The sequence below is a fragment of the Prevotella sp. oral taxon 313 genome, from assembly GCF_003043935.1.
GTDB classification, from domain to species: Bacteria; Bacteroidota; Bacteroidia; order Bacteroidales; family Bacteroidaceae; genus Prevotella; species Prevotella jejuni.
In genome coordinates, this window is the sequence record NZ_PYXE01000001.1 from 3,166,935 (window position 1) to 3,183,964 (window position 17,030).

9 protein-coding genes are annotated in these 17,030 nt (G+C 44.3%); 2 read left to right on the forward strand and 7 right to left on the reverse strand.

What is annotated here, in order from left to right; all coding sequences use genetic code 11:
• Positions 1-73: 73 nt before the first annotated feature.
• Positions 74-2,671 carry a transglutaminase domain-containing protein gene (locus AXF23_RS12365; protein ID WP_107625510.1) on the reverse strand — a complete coding sequence of 866 codons (2,598 nt, stop codon included), beginning with the start codon at positions 2,669-2,671 and terminating at the stop codon, positions 74-76.
• A 498-nt stretch (positions 2,672-3,169) separates the two neighbouring features.
• Here AXF23_RS12365 and AXF23_RS12370 point away from each other — a divergent pair, with 498 nt between their 5' ends.
• Complete coding sequence (locus tag AXF23_RS12370) at positions 3,170-4,573, forward strand: C1 family peptidase (RefSeq protein ID WP_042856070.1); 1,404 nt, start codon at positions 3,170-3,172, stop codon at positions 4,571-4,573.
• 340 nt (positions 4,574-4,913) lie between these two features.
• Here the strand turns inward: AXF23_RS12370 and AXF23_RS12375 are convergent, their stop codons facing one another.
• Together AXF23_RS12375 and AXF23_RS12380 are read right to left on the reverse strand one after the other, a co-directional pair.
• Positions 4,914-6,533 (reverse strand): RagB/SusD family nutrient uptake outer membrane protein, encoded by a 1,620-nt coding sequence (locus AXF23_RS12375; RefSeq protein WP_107625511.1) that lies wholly within the window; start codon positions 6,531-6,533, stop codon positions 4,914-4,916.
• 32 nt (positions 6,534-6,565) lie between these two features.
• A complete protein-coding gene (locus AXF23_RS12380) occupies positions 6,566-9,301 on the reverse strand; it encodes a SusC/RagA family TonB-linked outer membrane protein (protein ID WP_107625512.1) in 2,736 nt (911 codons plus the stop codon).
• Positions 9,302-9,472: 171 nt separating this feature from the next.
• Between AXF23_RS12380 and AXF23_RS12385 the strand changes: the two genes are divergently transcribed.
• A complete protein-coding gene (locus AXF23_RS12385) occupies positions 9,473-12,640 on the forward strand; it encodes a glycoside hydrolase family 2 TIM barrel-domain containing protein (RefSeq protein WP_107625513.1) in 3,168 nt (1,055 codons plus the stop codon).
• 222 nt (positions 12,641-12,862) lie between these two features.
• Here AXF23_RS12385 and AXF23_RS12390 read toward each other — a convergent pair whose 3' ends face one another.
• From AXF23_RS12390 to rsfS, 4 genes are all read right to left on the reverse strand, one after another.
• The gene (locus AXF23_RS12390; RefSeq protein WP_107625514.1) at positions 12,863-13,510 is read right to left on the reverse strand and encodes a SprT-like domain-containing protein; all 648 of its coding nucleotides are present in this window, start codon (positions 13,508-13,510) and stop codon (positions 12,863-12,865) included.
• Positions 13,511-13,591: 81 nt separating this feature from the next.
• Entirely contained in the window at positions 13,592-14,464 is an 873-nt protein-coding gene (locus tag AXF23_RS12395) for a phosphatidate cytidylyltransferase (RefSeq protein ID WP_089366475.1), read from the reverse strand.
• Positions 14,465-14,478: 14 nt separating this feature from the next.
• Positions 14,479-16,509 carry an ATP-dependent zinc metalloprotease FtsH gene (ftsH, locus tag AXF23_RS12400; RefSeq protein ID WP_107625515.1) on the reverse strand — a complete coding sequence of 677 codons (2,031 nt, stop codon included), beginning with the start codon at positions 16,507-16,509 and terminating at the stop codon, positions 14,479-14,481.
• 49 nt (positions 16,510-16,558) lie between these two features.
• Entirely contained in the window at positions 16,559-16,918 is a 360-nt protein-coding gene (rsfS, locus tag AXF23_RS12405; protein WP_009011509.1) for a ribosome silencing factor, read from the reverse strand.
• Positions 16,919-17,030 lie beyond the last annotated feature (112 nt).

Sequence of the window (17,030 nt, forward strand, 5' to 3'; positions counted from 1 at the left end):
ACAATCATATATCACACTAACAAATAGTGTTGTCTTAACTCCCCTTTACTCCTTAACTCCTCTCTCTCCTTATTTAAAGTTTACTACTTGTTTTCACGAGTTGCTCACCCAGTCCGATTGTATATCCTTGAGAAAGGAAGACAATACGGTTAAAGGTATCAGCGATGATAAATATTGGTAGCTGTTCAGTATTACGTAGTTTCATCTCTTTCACTATCTCCTGCTGAATAATTCCATCCTTATCAATACCGAAGATAGTCTTTGCAGGGAGGTTAGGGAACTCACCCTTCTGTGCTTGGAACTTCTTTGCTTCAGCCTCATTCTTGAAGAGTAAGACGAATGGACGGCCCCACTTATCGAGTTTATCCTTCATCTTCTCAATATCATGCAGCGCATGGTTCGTTGGTTCCTGACCGATACCTAAAACACCGAGAACGTAATATCCGCGTCCTGTCTGACTTAGGATAGAAACGTTCTGGCCGTCTTTATCAAATAAGTCCTCACTATTGAAGCTACCAATCACCTTCACACCTTCGCTTTCTTGGCGTACATCGAGTGGAAGAGTGGTCGTCTCGCCTGGTTTAATCTGGAAGAAACGGCTATGAGCAAGTACACTGCCATCTGCCATACGTTGCCCAGTCACGAGGATATAGGTGCCCTCATCGAGTGTAGCCCCGTTCTTAAAGGTGTTCGACCAAGTAGCACCACCACCCATGTCAACTTGTCCTTCGTCGAAGTTCATCAGCCATGTCTGTCCGTAAACAATCTTACTGATAGAGAAATGGCTATAATACTTAGGATCATCGAGGAAACCATCAGGAGTGAAAGTCAGTATCAGTTTACCAGTTTTAGCAGTCTGCTGATCTGCTGCATCAAAGTCAACATCCACCCATTTACCATCTTGCTTATACTGAATCTTCCATGCTACAGGGTCCATACGAGCCTCAATACCGAGACTGCGAGCTACATCCACGAAGAAGATATCACGGCTGCGGCTATCAGTGATACGGCTCTCCCACACACTTCTTGGGGTCTGTGGGATTCTCATCGCACGAGTATTAGGGTTCATGCGGATGTTCTTTCTAATCCAGTCTACCAATAGAGCAGGGTTCTTACGGAAACTTGCTGCCTCCTTTGCAAAGGCTTTCTCAAAGAATTGTTTGAATGGTGTGAGTATCATTTCACTCTCAACACGTGGAGAGAGTTGGCTGCTCTTTGCCTTCATGTTATCCTCTAAGATATACATTGGCATGTCGCGAAGGTCCTTGTCGCTCAATGTGCTGAGCAATTGGAGGGCTCTTTCCTGCTGATTAGCATACTTCTCTACAAACGCCTTGATGGTCTTCCAGTTACCACGAGCCTTTATTATATAAGGTGTAGCAGCTGAATAACGATAATTCTTCATTGATTCTGCAGTAGGGAAGGTAGCAATGTAGGCATGACGAATAGAGTCTTCGTAGGTCAGTCTACGTGTGTTTTCATCACGCTGTGCCTTGGTTACAGCCGGTAGAGTGGTATTTGATGCAGGCGGAACGATGTCGAGGTCGGCCTCTTTTGGCATGTTCTGTTCGTTATAATCCAGTTTGATGGTGATTGACTTATCCTTTCCAAAGGTGGCTTTAGCAAACCCGAACTGTCCATCCTTTGATGCCCAGACAATCATATCACCCTTACCAGCAGAGAGGAAGGTTGTTCCATCAGTACCAGTGTACTTAGACACAGCGGTGTAGAACTCGGCATAATTATAAATCTTGAAGTCTACCTTTGCGTTGTCAACAGGCTTACCATCTTTGTCGACAATCTTAAAATCAATCTTTGACGTACTGCCATAGTTATCGATGAGATTAATTTCGGTGAAATTATTGGTACGTAGCATCACCTCCTCGGGACCCTCATAATCGCCGAAGGCACGTGTGTGCATGAGCATAGCACGTGATGCTGGCTCGTTAAACCAGGCAAGGTTGAGTACTGGCTCTGGCTCGCAAGCGCCTAAGAAATACCATTTGCCGTCTGCCCAAGCTTCCACCCAAGCATGATTGTCGTCCGTATGTGCCCAGCGAGGAGTATATACCTGACGAGCAGGAATACCGATAGAACGGAGGGCAGCTACCGTAAAGGTACTCTCTTCGCCACAGCGTCCACGTCCCGTGCGGATAGACTGTAGTGGTGAAGAAGTGCGTGCGTCAGAAGGCTCGTAGGTAACTCTTTCATGACACCAGTGGTTCACCTCAAGGATAGCATCCTTCATCGGGAGTCCTTTCACACGCTCGCTTAGTTCACGATAGAAGATAGCACGTGAGCTGTCGAGTGGTTCGTTGTTTACACGCATAGGCAGAACAAAATGTCTGAAAAGCAATTCAGGCACCTTCTTTCCCCATGGCATCGACGTCCTTGTACGCAAGGCTGTGCGTATGTTCTTGAGATGATAGGCCGTAGGATAGTCTGTTGCGTCAGCGATAGGCATGTAAGCATACAGGAAGTGGAGGGCTTCCTCCTCCTCTGGAGACACCCGAAGTCCCTTGGTGTTATAGAACTTCTTTCCAATAACCTTCATCTTGGATTGGAATGCGCTTTCTACTTTTTGTCTGAAATTAGGGTCTGTTATAAAGTGCTGTGCATAACTTGATAAGCAGACAACAGTAAGAAACAGACTCAATAAGATTTTCTTCATAGATTTGTTTTTAGTTTGTGCGACTTTCATCAGTCGCTTATTTGCATTTGCAATATTCGTAAAAAAAAACAATATACGCAAATGTTTTACATAGAAAATGGCATAAAAGGCTTGTCAAAAGAGTTATGTTTGGCTATCTCCTCTCCATGTGTTCCCTCCTATCCAAGGGAAAACAACGTGCAAGAAAGTGCTAAGTGTGCGAGATAAGGTGGGACTGTAAGCATCCTTTTGAGTGCTTTTATTCTCATGGTTTATCCTTGTCCTCGAAATTTTTTTCATGAAAATAAATATTTATCATCATGAAAAAAAATATTTCTTGTCGTGAAAAAAAATCTTTATCTTCATGAAAATAAATAGTGATCCCCTCTTTTTTGGGTAGAAATTATCAGTGTTGTTGATGTTTTTCGAGCTTTCTTACAACCACAATGGGAAATAAATAGTATCTTTGTGGAGTATATTTTATTAGTAACTCTTTACCTTAATATTATTAAGAAAACAATGAGAAAGAATATTATTATTGCCTGTGGCTTGTTGAGTTGTGCGCTTTCACTTCAAGCACAGACGAAAGATGGCGGTATTGATGCGCAGATGTTACAGCAGATACAGAAGACAGGTTTGGGCACATCCGACCGTGCTCTGGCGAATGCTATCGCAACAAATTCGATTGACGACCTTGCTTATAACTTCCGTAATTCAGGACCAGTAGATACCTATTTCAGCGTGGAGACACCAAAGCAGAACATTCAGGACCAGAAGAGTTCTGGGCGTTGCTGGCTCTTCACGGGTCTGAATGTGTTACGTGCCAACTTTGCTCGTCAGCATAAGGACACACTGAAGGTGGAGTTCTCCCACGTCTACCTCTCTTTCTATGACCAGTTAGAGAAGGCAAACCTGATGTTACAGGGGGTGATAGACAATGCGAATAAGCCCTTAGACGACCCACGTGTGCAGTTCTTCTTTAAGAATCCTATTAGCGATGGCGGTACGTTCTGCGGTGTGTCAGACTTGGTTGAGAAGTATGGTGTTGTACCAATGGAAGCAATGAAAGAGACCTATTCTGCTGAAAACACCTCTCGTATGGCAAGGATAGTGTCGTCAAAACTACGTGAGTATGGACTGGAATTACGTAAGATGGTAGCTGAAAAGAAATCGAAGGCAGCTATTAAGGCACGCAAGACAGAGATGTTGGGAAGTATCTATCATATTCTCTCACTTTCTTTGGGCGAGCCTGTGAAGACGTTTACCTTTGCTTTTAAGGATAAGAACGGCAAGCAGATTGGTAAGGCAAAGACCTATACTCCACAGCAATTCTATAAAGAAACGGTGGGCGGACCACTTAATGGTACGTTCATTATGGCCATGAATGACCCTCGTCGTCCTTACTATAAGACCTACGAGATAGAGTATGATCGCCACACCTACGATGGTCATAACTGGAAGTATGTGAACCTCCCTATGGAGGAGATAGCAAAGATGGCGATTGCTTCTTTGAAGGATTCGACGAAGATGTACACCAGTTATGATGTTGGTAAGCAGCTCGATCGCAAGCGTGGTTACCTTGACTTGGATAACTATGACTATGGGACACTTTTTGGAACGACCTTCCCAATGAACAAGGCAGAGCGCATAGCGACCTTTGACAGTGGTTCTACGCATGCGATGACACTTACGGCAGTAGACTTAGATGAGAACGGTCAGCCTAAGAAATGGAAGGTTGAGAACTCTTGGAGTGCCTCTTATGGTCAGAATGGTTACTTGATTATGAGTAATCCTTGGTTCAATGAATACACCTTCCGTCTGGTTGTTGACAATAAGTATGTACCAGAGAATATTTTGAAGGTTGCCCAGCAGAAGCCTATCATGGTTGTGCCTGAGGACCCATTGTTCCAAGAGGATATGTAAAGACCCACCCCCCTATTTATCCAAAGGAGGGAAGGGAGGATAAGCTGATGACTGTAGACTTGCTAAGTCAAGAGGGTTGACAGGCCTTCTATGTGAGGCATACAAGCTATCTTTTCTTACAAGTTAGTCATAAAGAAAACGCAGAGAAAGACGGAATGGTCTATCTCTGCGTTCTTTAGTTTATACTACTCTTGTTTGCAATATAGGGGTAATTGCCCTCTTCCCGATATTCCCTTGTAGTGGAATAGGGGGGTATCGCTCCTTGTGTCGATGATGAAACAGCATGCTCTACATTGTAAAGGTAGAGGCAGCCAGCTGTCAGACAGGCGAAAGGTAATCATTAACTCTGATACCCCTTATTCTGTTTTAGCTTTTCATTGAGGTCTAATGCGCGTGAAGGAATAGGGAAGACAATCGTATGTCGGTCGGCTTCTGTTGCAGGTGCAGTACGTTGGTCGTAGGACTGATGGAAGCGATCAAAGCGGATGAGGTCGTTGCGGCGCCAGCCTTCCCACATCAGTTCCATAAGGCGTTCGGCCAAGATATTATCCAAGGTAGCTGTTCTGTAGCCCATTCCACTACGACTTCTGACGAGGTTAAGTTCCCTATCACCATTCTCTCCATTGCGTACTTCGGCCTCTGCCTTCATCAGTAACACATCAGCATAACGGAAGAGAACAATGTCGTTATCAGGGCTTTTACCATCGTTAAAGGCGGTACGGTCCACCTCATACTTAGCCATTCTTGCCCCTGCTGTCTTGATATATGGGCTGTTTGTGAGGGTTGGCTCTACTGCAAGTGGTACATAGACAAGCGGCTGACCATTCTCCAAACGGATGATATTCCCGTCTACACGAACCGTGTCAGAGTAGAGGTTGTAGGCGTAACGATTGTCTACATGACTGGTACCATAGCCGAAAGTCCTCACAGTTGAGACGGTTGCTGAGGCTCCATTCTCAGAGCTTGTACCAAAGGCACCGCCATGTGCGTAGTGACGAGAGCGGAACAGATACTGGAACTGACTCTTATAAAGGTGTTTGTCGAGCGGGATGATAAAGATATTCTCTGGTGAATCCTCATTGTGAACATAGAAGTTACTAAGATAGTCTGGGGCTAAGGTGAAGCCATCGGCAGTCACCTTATCACAGTAATACTTGCAGGCTTGCCATATATTCATCTGTTGACCGTCAACAGTAAAGTAAGTTTGCCTACCATCAGGACGCTGATTGTCGGTCCAATCGGCATCAGAGTAGACCTCACCATTAAGCATTAACTTAGCAAGGAGGAAGTTGGCAACAGAGCGTGTCACACGTCCATAATACACGCCAGCATGGTTGCTATGCCCTGTAGGGAGTAGGGGAGCGACCTCTTGCAGTTCCTTAACAATGAACTTATATACCTCAGGACGACTTGCCTGTTCAGCGTTTTCAGTATCTTCATTTACCGTTGTTACCAAGGGAATATTGCCGAACATGTCCATAAGATAATAGTAGTATAAGGCACGAATAGCCCTAACCTCTGCCTTATAAGTCTTATACTGTTCGTCAGTCAGCAGTTGTTTATGTCGTTCGATAGTAGAAAGTCCATCATTACTGAACATGATCACCTTATATAAATATTTCCATGTGTCGTAGAGCGGTTTGCTATCTTCGGCCCAGTTGTGTGTGTATAAGTCAATCCAAAAACCTCCGTCATACCAGTCACCACCACGAATAGGGATGATGGCCTCGTCGGTTGTGAACGTATTATAGTCGTACACACCCCGATAGGTACCTTGTAGTCCTTCACTGTCTTTGTCGCCGCCAATGTAATTATATAAGGTTGCAACAGCATTGACATACACGTCTTTGTCTGTAGTGTAGACTTGTTGCTCGTCAAGTCGGTCTTTGCTGTTTTCGTCCAAACAGCCCGTAAGGGAGATGAGGGCCATGAACAGGAGTGGTCGAAGTAGGTATTTCATACTTGATAGTTGTTTATGTTGCGTTAAAGTACTTAGAACTTAATGCTCACACCGATAGAGTAGGTACGATAAGGAGGGTAGGTTCGCTTGTCGTCAATACCTAAGGTGTTGTCTACTACATAGCTGTTGATGATTGGTGTTAAGCCACTGTAGCCTGTGATAGTAGCAAGGTTGTTGATGCTAAAAGACATGCGTAGAGAATTGATATACTTGTTTTTAACGGGTGTGTTCCAGCCTATCGTGAGATAATCAAAGTTCAGGTAATCACCGCGTTCCAGCCAGTAGTCAGTCACGTTCTGGTCTACAATGTTCCGTGAAGGGGCTTCTGCAAGCACGTTATAGTCAGGGAAATTCGACATGTTCATAAACGACAGTGCCGTACCATTAAATATCTTATGTCCGAAAGCACCGTTCATTTGTAGAGAGATGTCGAAGTCTTTGTATCTGAAACTTATATTAGAACCCAGCGTCATCTTAGGTGTTGCCTGTCCTGCAATATATCGATCACCATGGTCGCTGAGGTCGATTACGTTGTCATTGTTTAAGTCGGCAATGTCATACTTGTAGTGTCCATATCCGTTGTCAACAATTCCTTTGCAGTGAGGAAGATAGAAAACGCCTAAGGGTTGACCTACTATCTGATAAAGAATATCACTATATCCACCATGGAAACCAGCACCATTCATACCACCGATAGGGGTTATTTCTGATGCAGTCATCTGTCTTCCATTATGTTTACCATTGAGTGACAGGAGTCTATTCCGTTGCCATGACATATTGATATTGACGTTGAGTTCCATATCTTTCTTTGATATAGGAACAAGGCCAATACCCACTTCAAAACCGCTGTTAGACATAGATCCGATATTTGCTAATAGCTTGTCAAAGGCGAAGGTAGGTACTGGTACATCGTATTCATAGAGCATATCTGTTGTCTTGGAATAGTAGTACTCTGCCGTAAGAAGGAGTCGGTTGTTGAACAAACCAAGGTCGGTTCCGATATTGAAAGTGCTGCGTGTCTCCCAACGTAGGTCTGGATTACTATTACGCAAGGTACCCATTGTTACAGTAGGTGTACCGTTGTATGGCACTAAACCTACTGGAATATACTGTCTTAAAGTAAGATAAGAACTGATACCACCAAGGTTTCCTGACCTACCATAGCCCGTTCGAAGGTTCAATAGACTAATGGTATTGCAGTTACGAAGGAACCTTTCCTTCTTTAAATCCCAGCTTGCTGAGATAGAAGGGAAGATACCCCAGGTATGATCTTTGCCTACCATTGACGAACCATCAGCACGTGTTGTCAGGTTAAGGGTGTATCTGTCGAGTAGCGTATAGGATAGAGTACCCATAAAAGAGGTAAGACTTGGGTCGGCATAGCTGCTTCCTGTTCCTCCGTACGGGCGGTCAGAGCCTGCTGCAAGATTGTCATAACCAAAGTTGTTGTTGGTCAATCCCTTTACTTGAGTCCAAAAGGCAGCTACCTTTCTCTTCTGATATTCAGCGAGGAGGGTGGCTGACAAGGCATTTGCACCCCAATGGTTCTTCCAGTCAAGAGAGATGTTTCCTAACATATCTTCGGTCTTTCGCTCTCCTCTATACGCCAATCCCTGTGCCCAAACCCATGTAGGAGCAAACTTACCATTCTCTGTTGAGGTGTAAGAATAGGAACCTAAGGCCGCTAACTGTAGGTTATGTGCCAACTGCAAGGATAACTGCAGGTGAGAATTGAACGTGAGGTTCTTCTCATCATTACGCTCAAACAGCAGTGGTTCTGTTGGTCCTATCTGTGAAGCATTACCGTTCCTCTGCCATCCTGTTCCTACCTTATGGAAGGGTAGGGTAGGGTTCATAGCAGCGGTAGAGTAGGACAATGCTTGTATATCAAATATCTTATCGTCTTGTTGAGAAGAGCCGAACACACCGAAGTCTATCTTTAGTTTCTCATCAAAGGCAAGCTGTGAGATATCCAACTTAGCCACGAAGTTATTGTAGTTCTTGTCCTTAATGACCGTTTGTCCACGTACATAGCCTAATGAGGCACGATAGTTAGACTTGTCACTACCCCCACTAAAAGCAACGTGATGCGAGTTTACGAAGCCTGTTCGTACTATTTCTTTTTGGAAATCGGTATCATAACCCTTGTCAACATAGTCTAATCCCAATGCTTTAGCCGCACTTATGTACTCTGCAGCATTAAGCATTCGAAGGCGTTTGTACACTACATCGAAGCCTGCAGTCCCATCATAATAGATTTGAAACTTACCGCCATTACCACGTTTCGTCTTTACTTCGATAACACCCGCTGCTCCTCTTGAACCATACTTAGATGTTTCAGAGGCATTCTTGAGGATAGTAAAGCTTTCAATATCAGCCGGGTAGATAGTGGAAAGAGTAGCTAAATCAGACGAGACACCATCTATGAGGACCAGAGGGTCGTTACCTCCTGTAAGCGAAGTGGTACCACGAACGCGCACACTGGTCAACATTGCCATTCGATCCTGTCCACTTGTTACGACATTCACACCAACAGCTTGTCCAGAGAGGGCACTGATGGCAGAGTTTACCAAACCTTTATTCATCTGTTTCTCACCTACCTTTGCCATAGAACCGACAATAGGAAGGGTGTCATTGATGAGGAATAATGGCTTCTTATGTTTGTTAGTAATTGCCTTATGTCTGCTCTGTGCATTTGCTACAGTGGTAGAACTAATCATCAAAAGGCAACAAACAATTGAGCGGTTTAGGGAGTGTTGTCTGGCCATATTAGGATACAATAAATGTTATTTATACTGTTTATCTAAGCAAATATACATATTTTTCGTGAGATAAGACGATAATTACAGGTTTTTTTGTTAATTTTGTTGTGTTATCCTTATATATGCTCTTTGTGTGAGTTAAGGAACTTTAAGATAGAAACCTAAATTGTTATCAATATGGAAAAGTTATTTCTAACAGCATTACTGATGGGTATGTCTGTTACTGGTGTTCATGCGCAGAATACCATTCCTGCGCCAACTTTCACCGAGTGGCATGACCTTCAGGTAAATGCTGTCAATCGTTTTGCTACGCATACAGACTTTTTTGCTTTCGCACCTACGGAGGATATGCGTGGAACAAAGTTCGATAGGAAGAACTCGACGAACTTTCTTTCCCTCGATGGGGACTGGAAATTCAATTGGGTTGAGAATGCTGATCAACGTCCAACAGACTTCTTTCGTACGGATTTCGACGATTCTCAGTGGAAGACCTTCCCTGTTCCTGGCATCTGGGAGATGAATGGCTATGGTGATCCTGTCTATGTTAACATCGGTTTTGCATGGCGAGGTAATTTCAAGAATAACCCTCCCGAGGTTCCTATCAAGGGGAATCACGTAGGGTCTTATCGTCGTACTCTTCGTCTACCAGACAACTGGGATGGCAAACAAGTTATTGCTCATTTTGGTTCAGTGACGTCTTGTATATATCTGTGGGTGAATGGTAAGTTCGTTGGTTATAGTGAAGACTCTAAGATAGGGCCAGAGTTTGACGTGACGAAGTATCTAAAGAAGGGTGAAAACCAGTTTGCTTTCCAAGTGTTCCGATGGTCGGATGGCAGTTATTGTGAGGACCAAGACTTCTGGAGACTCAGTGGTGTTGCACGTGAGAGTTATCTCTATGCACGTGATGCTAAGCAGCATTTGAAAGACATTCGTGTTACTCCAGACCTCGTAAATGATTACAAGGACGGTACGCTTAGCGTCAATCTCCAGTTGGCAGGTGGCGCAAAAGCTTTCTTAGTCTTGGAGGATGCGGATAATAACCTTGCCAATAAGACTGTCGTTACGGCAGATAAGGCAGGACAGGCTACGGCTTTTATGGAACTCAGAAACCCAGAGAAGTGGACTGCTGAAACTCCTTATCTCTACAATCTCTATGTTTATGTAGAGGATACCAAGACTGGTAAGGCTATTGAGATAATCCCTCTAAAGGTTGGTTTCCGTAAGGTTGAGATTAAGAACTCGCAGGTGTTGGTGAATGGTCAGCCTATTCTCTTCAAGGGAGTCAACCGTCATGAGATGGACCCAGACGGAGGCTATGTTGTTACACGTGAGCGAATGCTTCAAGATATCAAGCTGATGAAGCGGTTGAACGTCAATGCCGTGCGCACATGTCACTATCCTGACGACCCTATATGGTACGACCTTTGCGACGAGTATGGCCTCTACGTCGTTGCTGAAGCTAATCAAGAGAGTCATGGCTTTGGTTATAATAAGGATGCAGTGTCTGGTAGTCCACTCTTTGCAAAGCAGATTATGGAGCGTAACCAGCATAATGTTGGGACAAAGTTTAATCATACAAGCATCACATTTTGGAGCTTAGGCAACGAAACTTGCTACAGTAAGAACTTCGATGCGGCATACGATTGGATAAAGTCGCAGGACAAGAGTCGCCCTGTACAGTATGAACGTGCAGAGCTGAATGGCTATGCTACGGATATCTTCTGTCCGATGTACTATCCTCCAAAGGCTTGTGAGGAGTATTCAAAGGATGATAAATACACCCGACCACTTATCCAATGCGAGTATAATCATACCATGGGTAACTCTGGAGGAAACTTGAAAGGGTATTGGGACCTCGTCCGTAAGTATCCAAAGTTCCAAGGTGGCTTTGATTGGGACTTTGTTGATCAGGGCTTACACCGCAACCCTAAGTTCAATGCTGCTCGTAGGTTAGAGGATTATGAACGGGCGGCTGATGCAGTAGATGCGAAGACTGAGTACACATACGGGGGTGATTATAATAAGACAGACCCATCGGACAATAACTTCAACTGCAATGGTATGATTGGTCCTGACCGTCAGCTTAATCCACATGCGTACGAGGTTGCCTACGAGTATCAGAATATATGGGCGCATCCTGTCGACCTTAAACAAGGAAAGATAGCTGTTCATAATGAATATTTCTTCCGTGATCTTAGCAACTATCGCATGGAATGGAGTCTTGTCAACGATGGTAAGACAGTAGAGAAGGGTACGATTGAACAGCTGAAGGTCGCACCGCAGCAGACTGTTGAATACACTTTGCCTATCACAGGTAAGGAGTTTGATGGCGAAGTACTCTTGAATGTCGACTTTAAGTTAAAGTCGGCTGAACCATTAATGGCTGCTGGTCAGACTGTTGCTGAGATGCAAATGGAGGTGCAGCCTTGGCAACCTATGCCAAAGATGGAGCCTGTTGCTAAGAGTAAGGTGAAGGTTATAGATAACGTGAAAGCGGGTTTTGTAGGCTTTGCAGGTAATAACTTTAACATTGTCTTCGACCGTAAGACTGGCTTCCTCAGCAGTTATCAGGTCGATGGACGTAATTTCTTGGGCGAAGGCGGTAGTTTGAAGCCTAATTTCTGGCGTGCTATGACAGACAATGACATGGGAACGAACTTCCAAAACCGCCTGTCTGTGTGGAAGAATCCTACCATGACTCTTAGGTCATTAGAGGTCGATAAGAAGATGAATCGCCTCACTGCTGTCTATGATATGCCACAGGTTGAGGGCCAGTTATGCCTTGTCTATCATGTAACAACGGATGGTGCACTCCATGTAAGTATGGATATGGACATGAAGGAAGGCAGCAAAGCACCTCAACTTCCTCGTTTCGGAGTGTTGATGCAGTTGCCTTATAATATGGATAAATCGGTGTTCTATGGTCGTGGACCTATCGAGAACTATGCTGATCGTAAGCTTTCTCAGCGCATCGGGATATATGAGCAGACTGCTGACAAGCAATTCTATCCTTACATCCGACCACAGGAAACGGGTACGAAAAGCGATATTCGCTGGTGGCAACAGACTGATAACGGTGGTCATGGGTTCCGTGTACTGTTTGATGAGGCTGCTTTCTCTGCCAGCGCATTACACTATAATATCTCTGACCTTGATGAAGGACGTGAGAAACATCAGCGACATAGCTATCAGGTACCACTATCTAAGTACACTAATCTTACTTTAGATGCTGCAATGATGGGTGTGGGTGGTATTGACAGTTGGGGTGCTGAACCATTAAAGAAATATCAGTTGCCAGCTGAAAACCGTGCTATGCACTTCTGGATTGTACCAGTTTACTAAGCTGATAGGCATATTTTATAATATAGAAAACGCCTTTGCGGGACTCCTGCAAAGGCGTTTTTTGTATTATTTCAGTAGGGTGTACATCCCCCATGGGGTAGTTATTTCTAATTTTTTTTCATGAAGAAAAATATTTTTCTTCATGAAAAAAAATATTTCTTGTCGTGAAAATAATTCTTTCTTGTCGTGAAAATAATTCGGATAAGGGACTCTATGAGACTTTTATTTGAGTCGTTTCATCTTCTCAATCATCGTCGTATAGACCTCTTTCGACACTTGTTTGCCCCGTAAAGAACGCACGCATGGCATGTTGTGGAAGTACTCGTCTTGTGATTGATACCATGCGTAATGAGCTATCTCATGCATGCGAGCAAGAGAGAGCGACAATTTCCTTGCGAAAGAGGGGTTGACGGAGGAAAGGAAATACTTGCCATCTTTCATCTCTATCGCCAGTATAAGAAAGTTCTTGGTTTGTTGTGCTATACGAGGTTGGAGGTTGCGTGTGCGCATGGAGATGGTGATGTGTCTGTCGAAAGTACGGTTTATCTTGTCCATCATACCCCGGAAGACAATGCCATGTGGCGATGTGTCTTTTAGTCCAGTATAAGCGATAGTGTAGTGAATCATCTCATGAATGAGCACATCGTCTATCTCTTCCAGTGTTAACTGGTAATAGCTAGAGACAGAAATACAATAGTCATAATACGTCGTGCGCCCTGAGTCCATCTTTCTTTTACATGTCATCTGTCCCAATCGAGTCTTAGAGTACGACCACTTTAGCTTTGGTACGGGTAGTCTACTACCAAAGATGAGGGCATTGTAATAGTCGAAAGCTTGTCGAAGATAATCTACTGTGGGTGTTGTGTTCATTGTCAGAATGTGACAAGGTTATAAACAAGATAGGGACAGACGGCTTTGTCTGTCCCTATACGTCTGTTATATCATTATTAATCAGTGTTGAATCCAGAAGGTCAGAGTATAAAGATACACGACAGCTGCTGGTATTGCTAAGAGAGAAGAGTCGAAACGGTCGAGCATTCCACCATGTCCTGGTAAGATGTTACCGCTATCCTTAACACCGAGTGTACGTTTGAGAAGACTCTCTACAAGGTCGCCCCACGTCCCGAAGAATACGACGACGAGTCCGAGACCTACCCATGCAGGAATACTTAGCACGTGAGGTGTACCACTGTTGTTGGCAAAGTAGCCAATGACACCAGCCACAATCAGAACGAGAATACCACCACCGATACTTCCTTCCCAGCTCTTTTTAGGACTGATACGTGGGAAAAGTTTATGCTTGCCAAAGAGCGATCCACATACGTAAGCACCTGTGTCGTTGGTCCAAAGGAAGATGAAGATACTCAACGGAAGGAGGAAGTCGAAAGTTATCTGGCCCGGTCCTACCTGTTGAAAAGCCAATACGTTAATCAAAGAGAAAGGTAGTACGATGTACATCTGGCCTAACATCGTGTATGCCCAGCTGTTGACAGGGTTCTCATTCTTCAAGTAGAGTTCTGAAATAAACATGTAGATGATGGTCAGAACGTAGGGTACAAAGACGATGAAACCTTCAATGGGTGTCACACATAGCCCTGCAACCGACAGGAAGAAATAGACACCTGCGATGGTTGATATAAACCGGTTTACCTTTACTCCTTTGATGTTGTTCACCAGTCCTGTGTATTCCCAGACAGAAAGGCCCGTGATGAGTGCGAAAAGAGCAATCAGTCCGTGAGGGTGAAGGATACCTAACACCATCGCAACAACGAAGAACACACCCGTTATAGCCCTTATAATCAAGTTCTTTAGTTTATCACTCATAACTGTATCGATGTTTATAAGTCACTGGCTTTGTCGTTTTCTTCCTTTGCCTTCATTGCTTCGTGCTCTGCTTGAGCTTGCTTAACCTCTTCTGGCATATCCTCTAATTTAGGCTGAGAGTTCTCCTCTTGATGAAGTAACTCATCTGTGCGACTTACCCATGGACGCTTTCCGAAGATTTCTTCAACGTCTTCTGCCATGATAACCTCACGTTCAACAAGAAGTTGTGCCAGGCGGTTATGACCCTCTTTATGCTCTGAGAGGATCTGCTTTGCACGTGCATACTGTCCGTTAACCATCTTCAGTACTTCTTCGTCGATGGTCTTAGCCGTCGTGTCAGAGTATGGCTTCTGGAAGTTGTATTCGTCATTGTTATAATAGCAGATGTTTGGCAACTTGTCACTCATACCTGCATAAGCTATCATACCGTATGCACTCTTAGTGGCACGCTCAAGGTCGTTTATCGCTCCTGTGGATATATGACCAGTGAAGAGTTCCTCTGCTGCACGTCCACCCAGCAATGAACACATCTCGTCGAGCATCTGTTCCTTGGTGGTGATAGGGCGTTCCTCTGGTAAATACCATGCTGCACCGAGTGCCTGTCCACGTGGTACGATGCTCACCTTAACCAATGGGTTGGCATGTTCACAGAACCAACTAATTGTTGCGTGACCAGCCTCATGGAGCGCGATGGTGCGCTTCTCGGTAGCTGTCAGTATCTTTGTCTTCTTCTCAAGACCACCGATGATACGGTCAACAGCGTCAAGGAAGTCCTGCTTTGTTACCTCTTTACTATCATGACGGGCTGCGATAAGTGCAGCTTCGTTACATACGTTAGCGATATCAGCACCTGAGAAACCTGGTGTCTGACGTGCGAGAAGGTCTATGTCGAGGTTCTTCTCTAACTTTAGGTTGCGCATGTGAACAAGGAAGATCTCCTTGCGTTCAGGCAAGTCGGGTAGGTCTACATGGATTTGTCGGTCGAAACGTCCGGCACGAAGGAGGGCTTTGTCGAGCATGTCAACACGGTTGGTTGCTGCAAGAACGATGACACCTGAGTTCGTTCCGAAGCCGTCCATCTCTGTCAGAAGGGCATTGAGTGTGTTCTCACGCTCGTCGTTTCCACCCATAGCAGGGTTCTTTGAACGAGCACGGCCCACGGCATCAATCTCGTCAATAAAGATGATACAAGGTGACTTCTCCTTAGCCTGATGGAATACATCACGTACTCGACTGGCACCGACACCGACAAACATCTCGACGAAGTCAGAACCACTCATAGAGAAGAAAGGTACTCCTGCTTCGCCTGCAACGGCCTTTGCCAAGAGTGTCTTACCCGTTCCTGGAGGTCCAACAAGTAGTGCTCCCTTAGGTATCTTACCGCCTAAGTCGGTGTATTTCTTAGGGTTCTTCAAGAACTCAACAATCTCTTCTACCTCCTGTTTAGCACCCGTCTGGCCCGCAACATCCTTGAAGGTGATGCCCATCTCATTGGCCTTTTCATAAAGCTTAGCCTTAGACTTGCCAACACTGAAGACACTACCGCCTCCGCTGCCACCTCCGCCCATGCGGCGCATGAGGAAGTACCAGATACCAAAGAAGAATATCCATGGTGCGATAGAACCAAGAATATCAAGGATGGTATTGCTTGATTTGTTCTCATAACTATAGCTTGCAATCTTCTTTTGGGCTACAGCTTGATCGAGGAAAGTCTCAACTTTGTCAACAGACCCAATCTCTACGTTTACGTATGGGGCTGTTCCTACTTCTTTTGTGCCTTTCTTGAAGATGTCACGGATGTGGTTTGGGCTAACATACATGCGTAGGGTATTGTCGTTTCTATTGATAACAACTTTCGTACCATAGCCTTTTGCAACATATTGCTTAAAGGTGGTATAATCCTTATCTACACCTGCACTTGACGGAAATATTCCATTTCCTCCCGCAAAGAACACTACTCCGAGGGCAATGATAACGAATATGTAAAGCCAATTCATATTGAATTTAGGCATATTCGGTTTGTTGTTCGGTTTTGAATTGTCCATTTTGAAGTTTTAATTTTGATATAACAAGGTTGATTACTGGGTTACTTTATCAGTCTAAATCAGGCAGAGTAATCAACTTGGCATCCTCCCAGAGGTGTTCTATATCATAGAAAGCACGTGTCTCTGGGGTAAAGATATGGACGATAACGTCCGCATAATCTATTGCAACCCACTGTGCATTACCGAGTCCAACACAGTTGATTGGCTTCTCACCGACGGCTTCACGAACATAGTCGCTCACCGATCCTGCAATAGATTCTACCTGTTGAGTGGAGTTACCCTGGCATATTACGAAATAGCGACAGATAGTACCATCAATCTCTGATAGGTCTGCAATAACTATGCCATGTCCTTTCTTATCTTGAATTCCTTTTGTTATAAGTTCTACTAATTTCTTTGTTTCTTCCATTAAGTTACATTATTATATGAGATGCAAAGGTAGCGTAAAAGGAATGAAGCACAAAATAAATTTTGTTTTATTTAGCAATTTGTTACCATTTGACGAAGTTGTCCACTTTAAC

Bases quoted from the DNA above. Each gene is read 5' to 3' on its own strand.
- ftsH (WP_107625515.1), bottom strand. From the start codon at position 16,509: ATGGACAATTCAAAACCGAACAACAAACCGAATATGCCTAAATTCAAT.
- AXF23_RS12390 (WP_107625514.1), bottom strand. From the start codon at position 13,510: ATGAACACAACACCCACAGTAGATTATCTTCGACAAGCTTTCGACTAT.
- AXF23_RS12370 (WP_042856070.1), top strand. From the start codon at position 3,170: ATGAGAAAGAATATTATTATTGCCTGTGGCTTGTTGAGTTGTGCGCTT.
- AXF23_RS12365 (WP_107625510.1), bottom strand. From the start codon at position 2,671: ATGAAGAAAATCTTATTGAGTCTGTTTCTTACTGTTGTCTGCTTATCA.
- AXF23_RS12380 (WP_107625512.1), bottom strand. From the start codon at position 9,301: ATGGCCAGACAACACTCCCTAAACCGCTCAATTGTTTGTTGCCTTTTG.
- AXF23_RS12385 (WP_107625513.1), top strand. From the start codon at position 9,473: ATGGAAAAGTTATTTCTAACAGCATTACTGATGGGTATGTCTGTTACT.
- rsfS (WP_009011509.1), bottom strand. From the start codon at position 16,918: ATGGAAGAAACAAAGAAATTAGTAGAACTTATAACAAAAGGAATTCAA.
- AXF23_RS12395 (WP_089366475.1), bottom strand. From the start codon at position 14,464: ATGAGTGATAAACTAAAGAACTTGATTATAAGGGCTATAACGGGTGTG.
- AXF23_RS12375 (WP_107625511.1), bottom strand. From the start codon at position 6,533: ATGAAATACCTACTTCGACCACTCCTGTTCATGGCCCTCATCTCCCTT.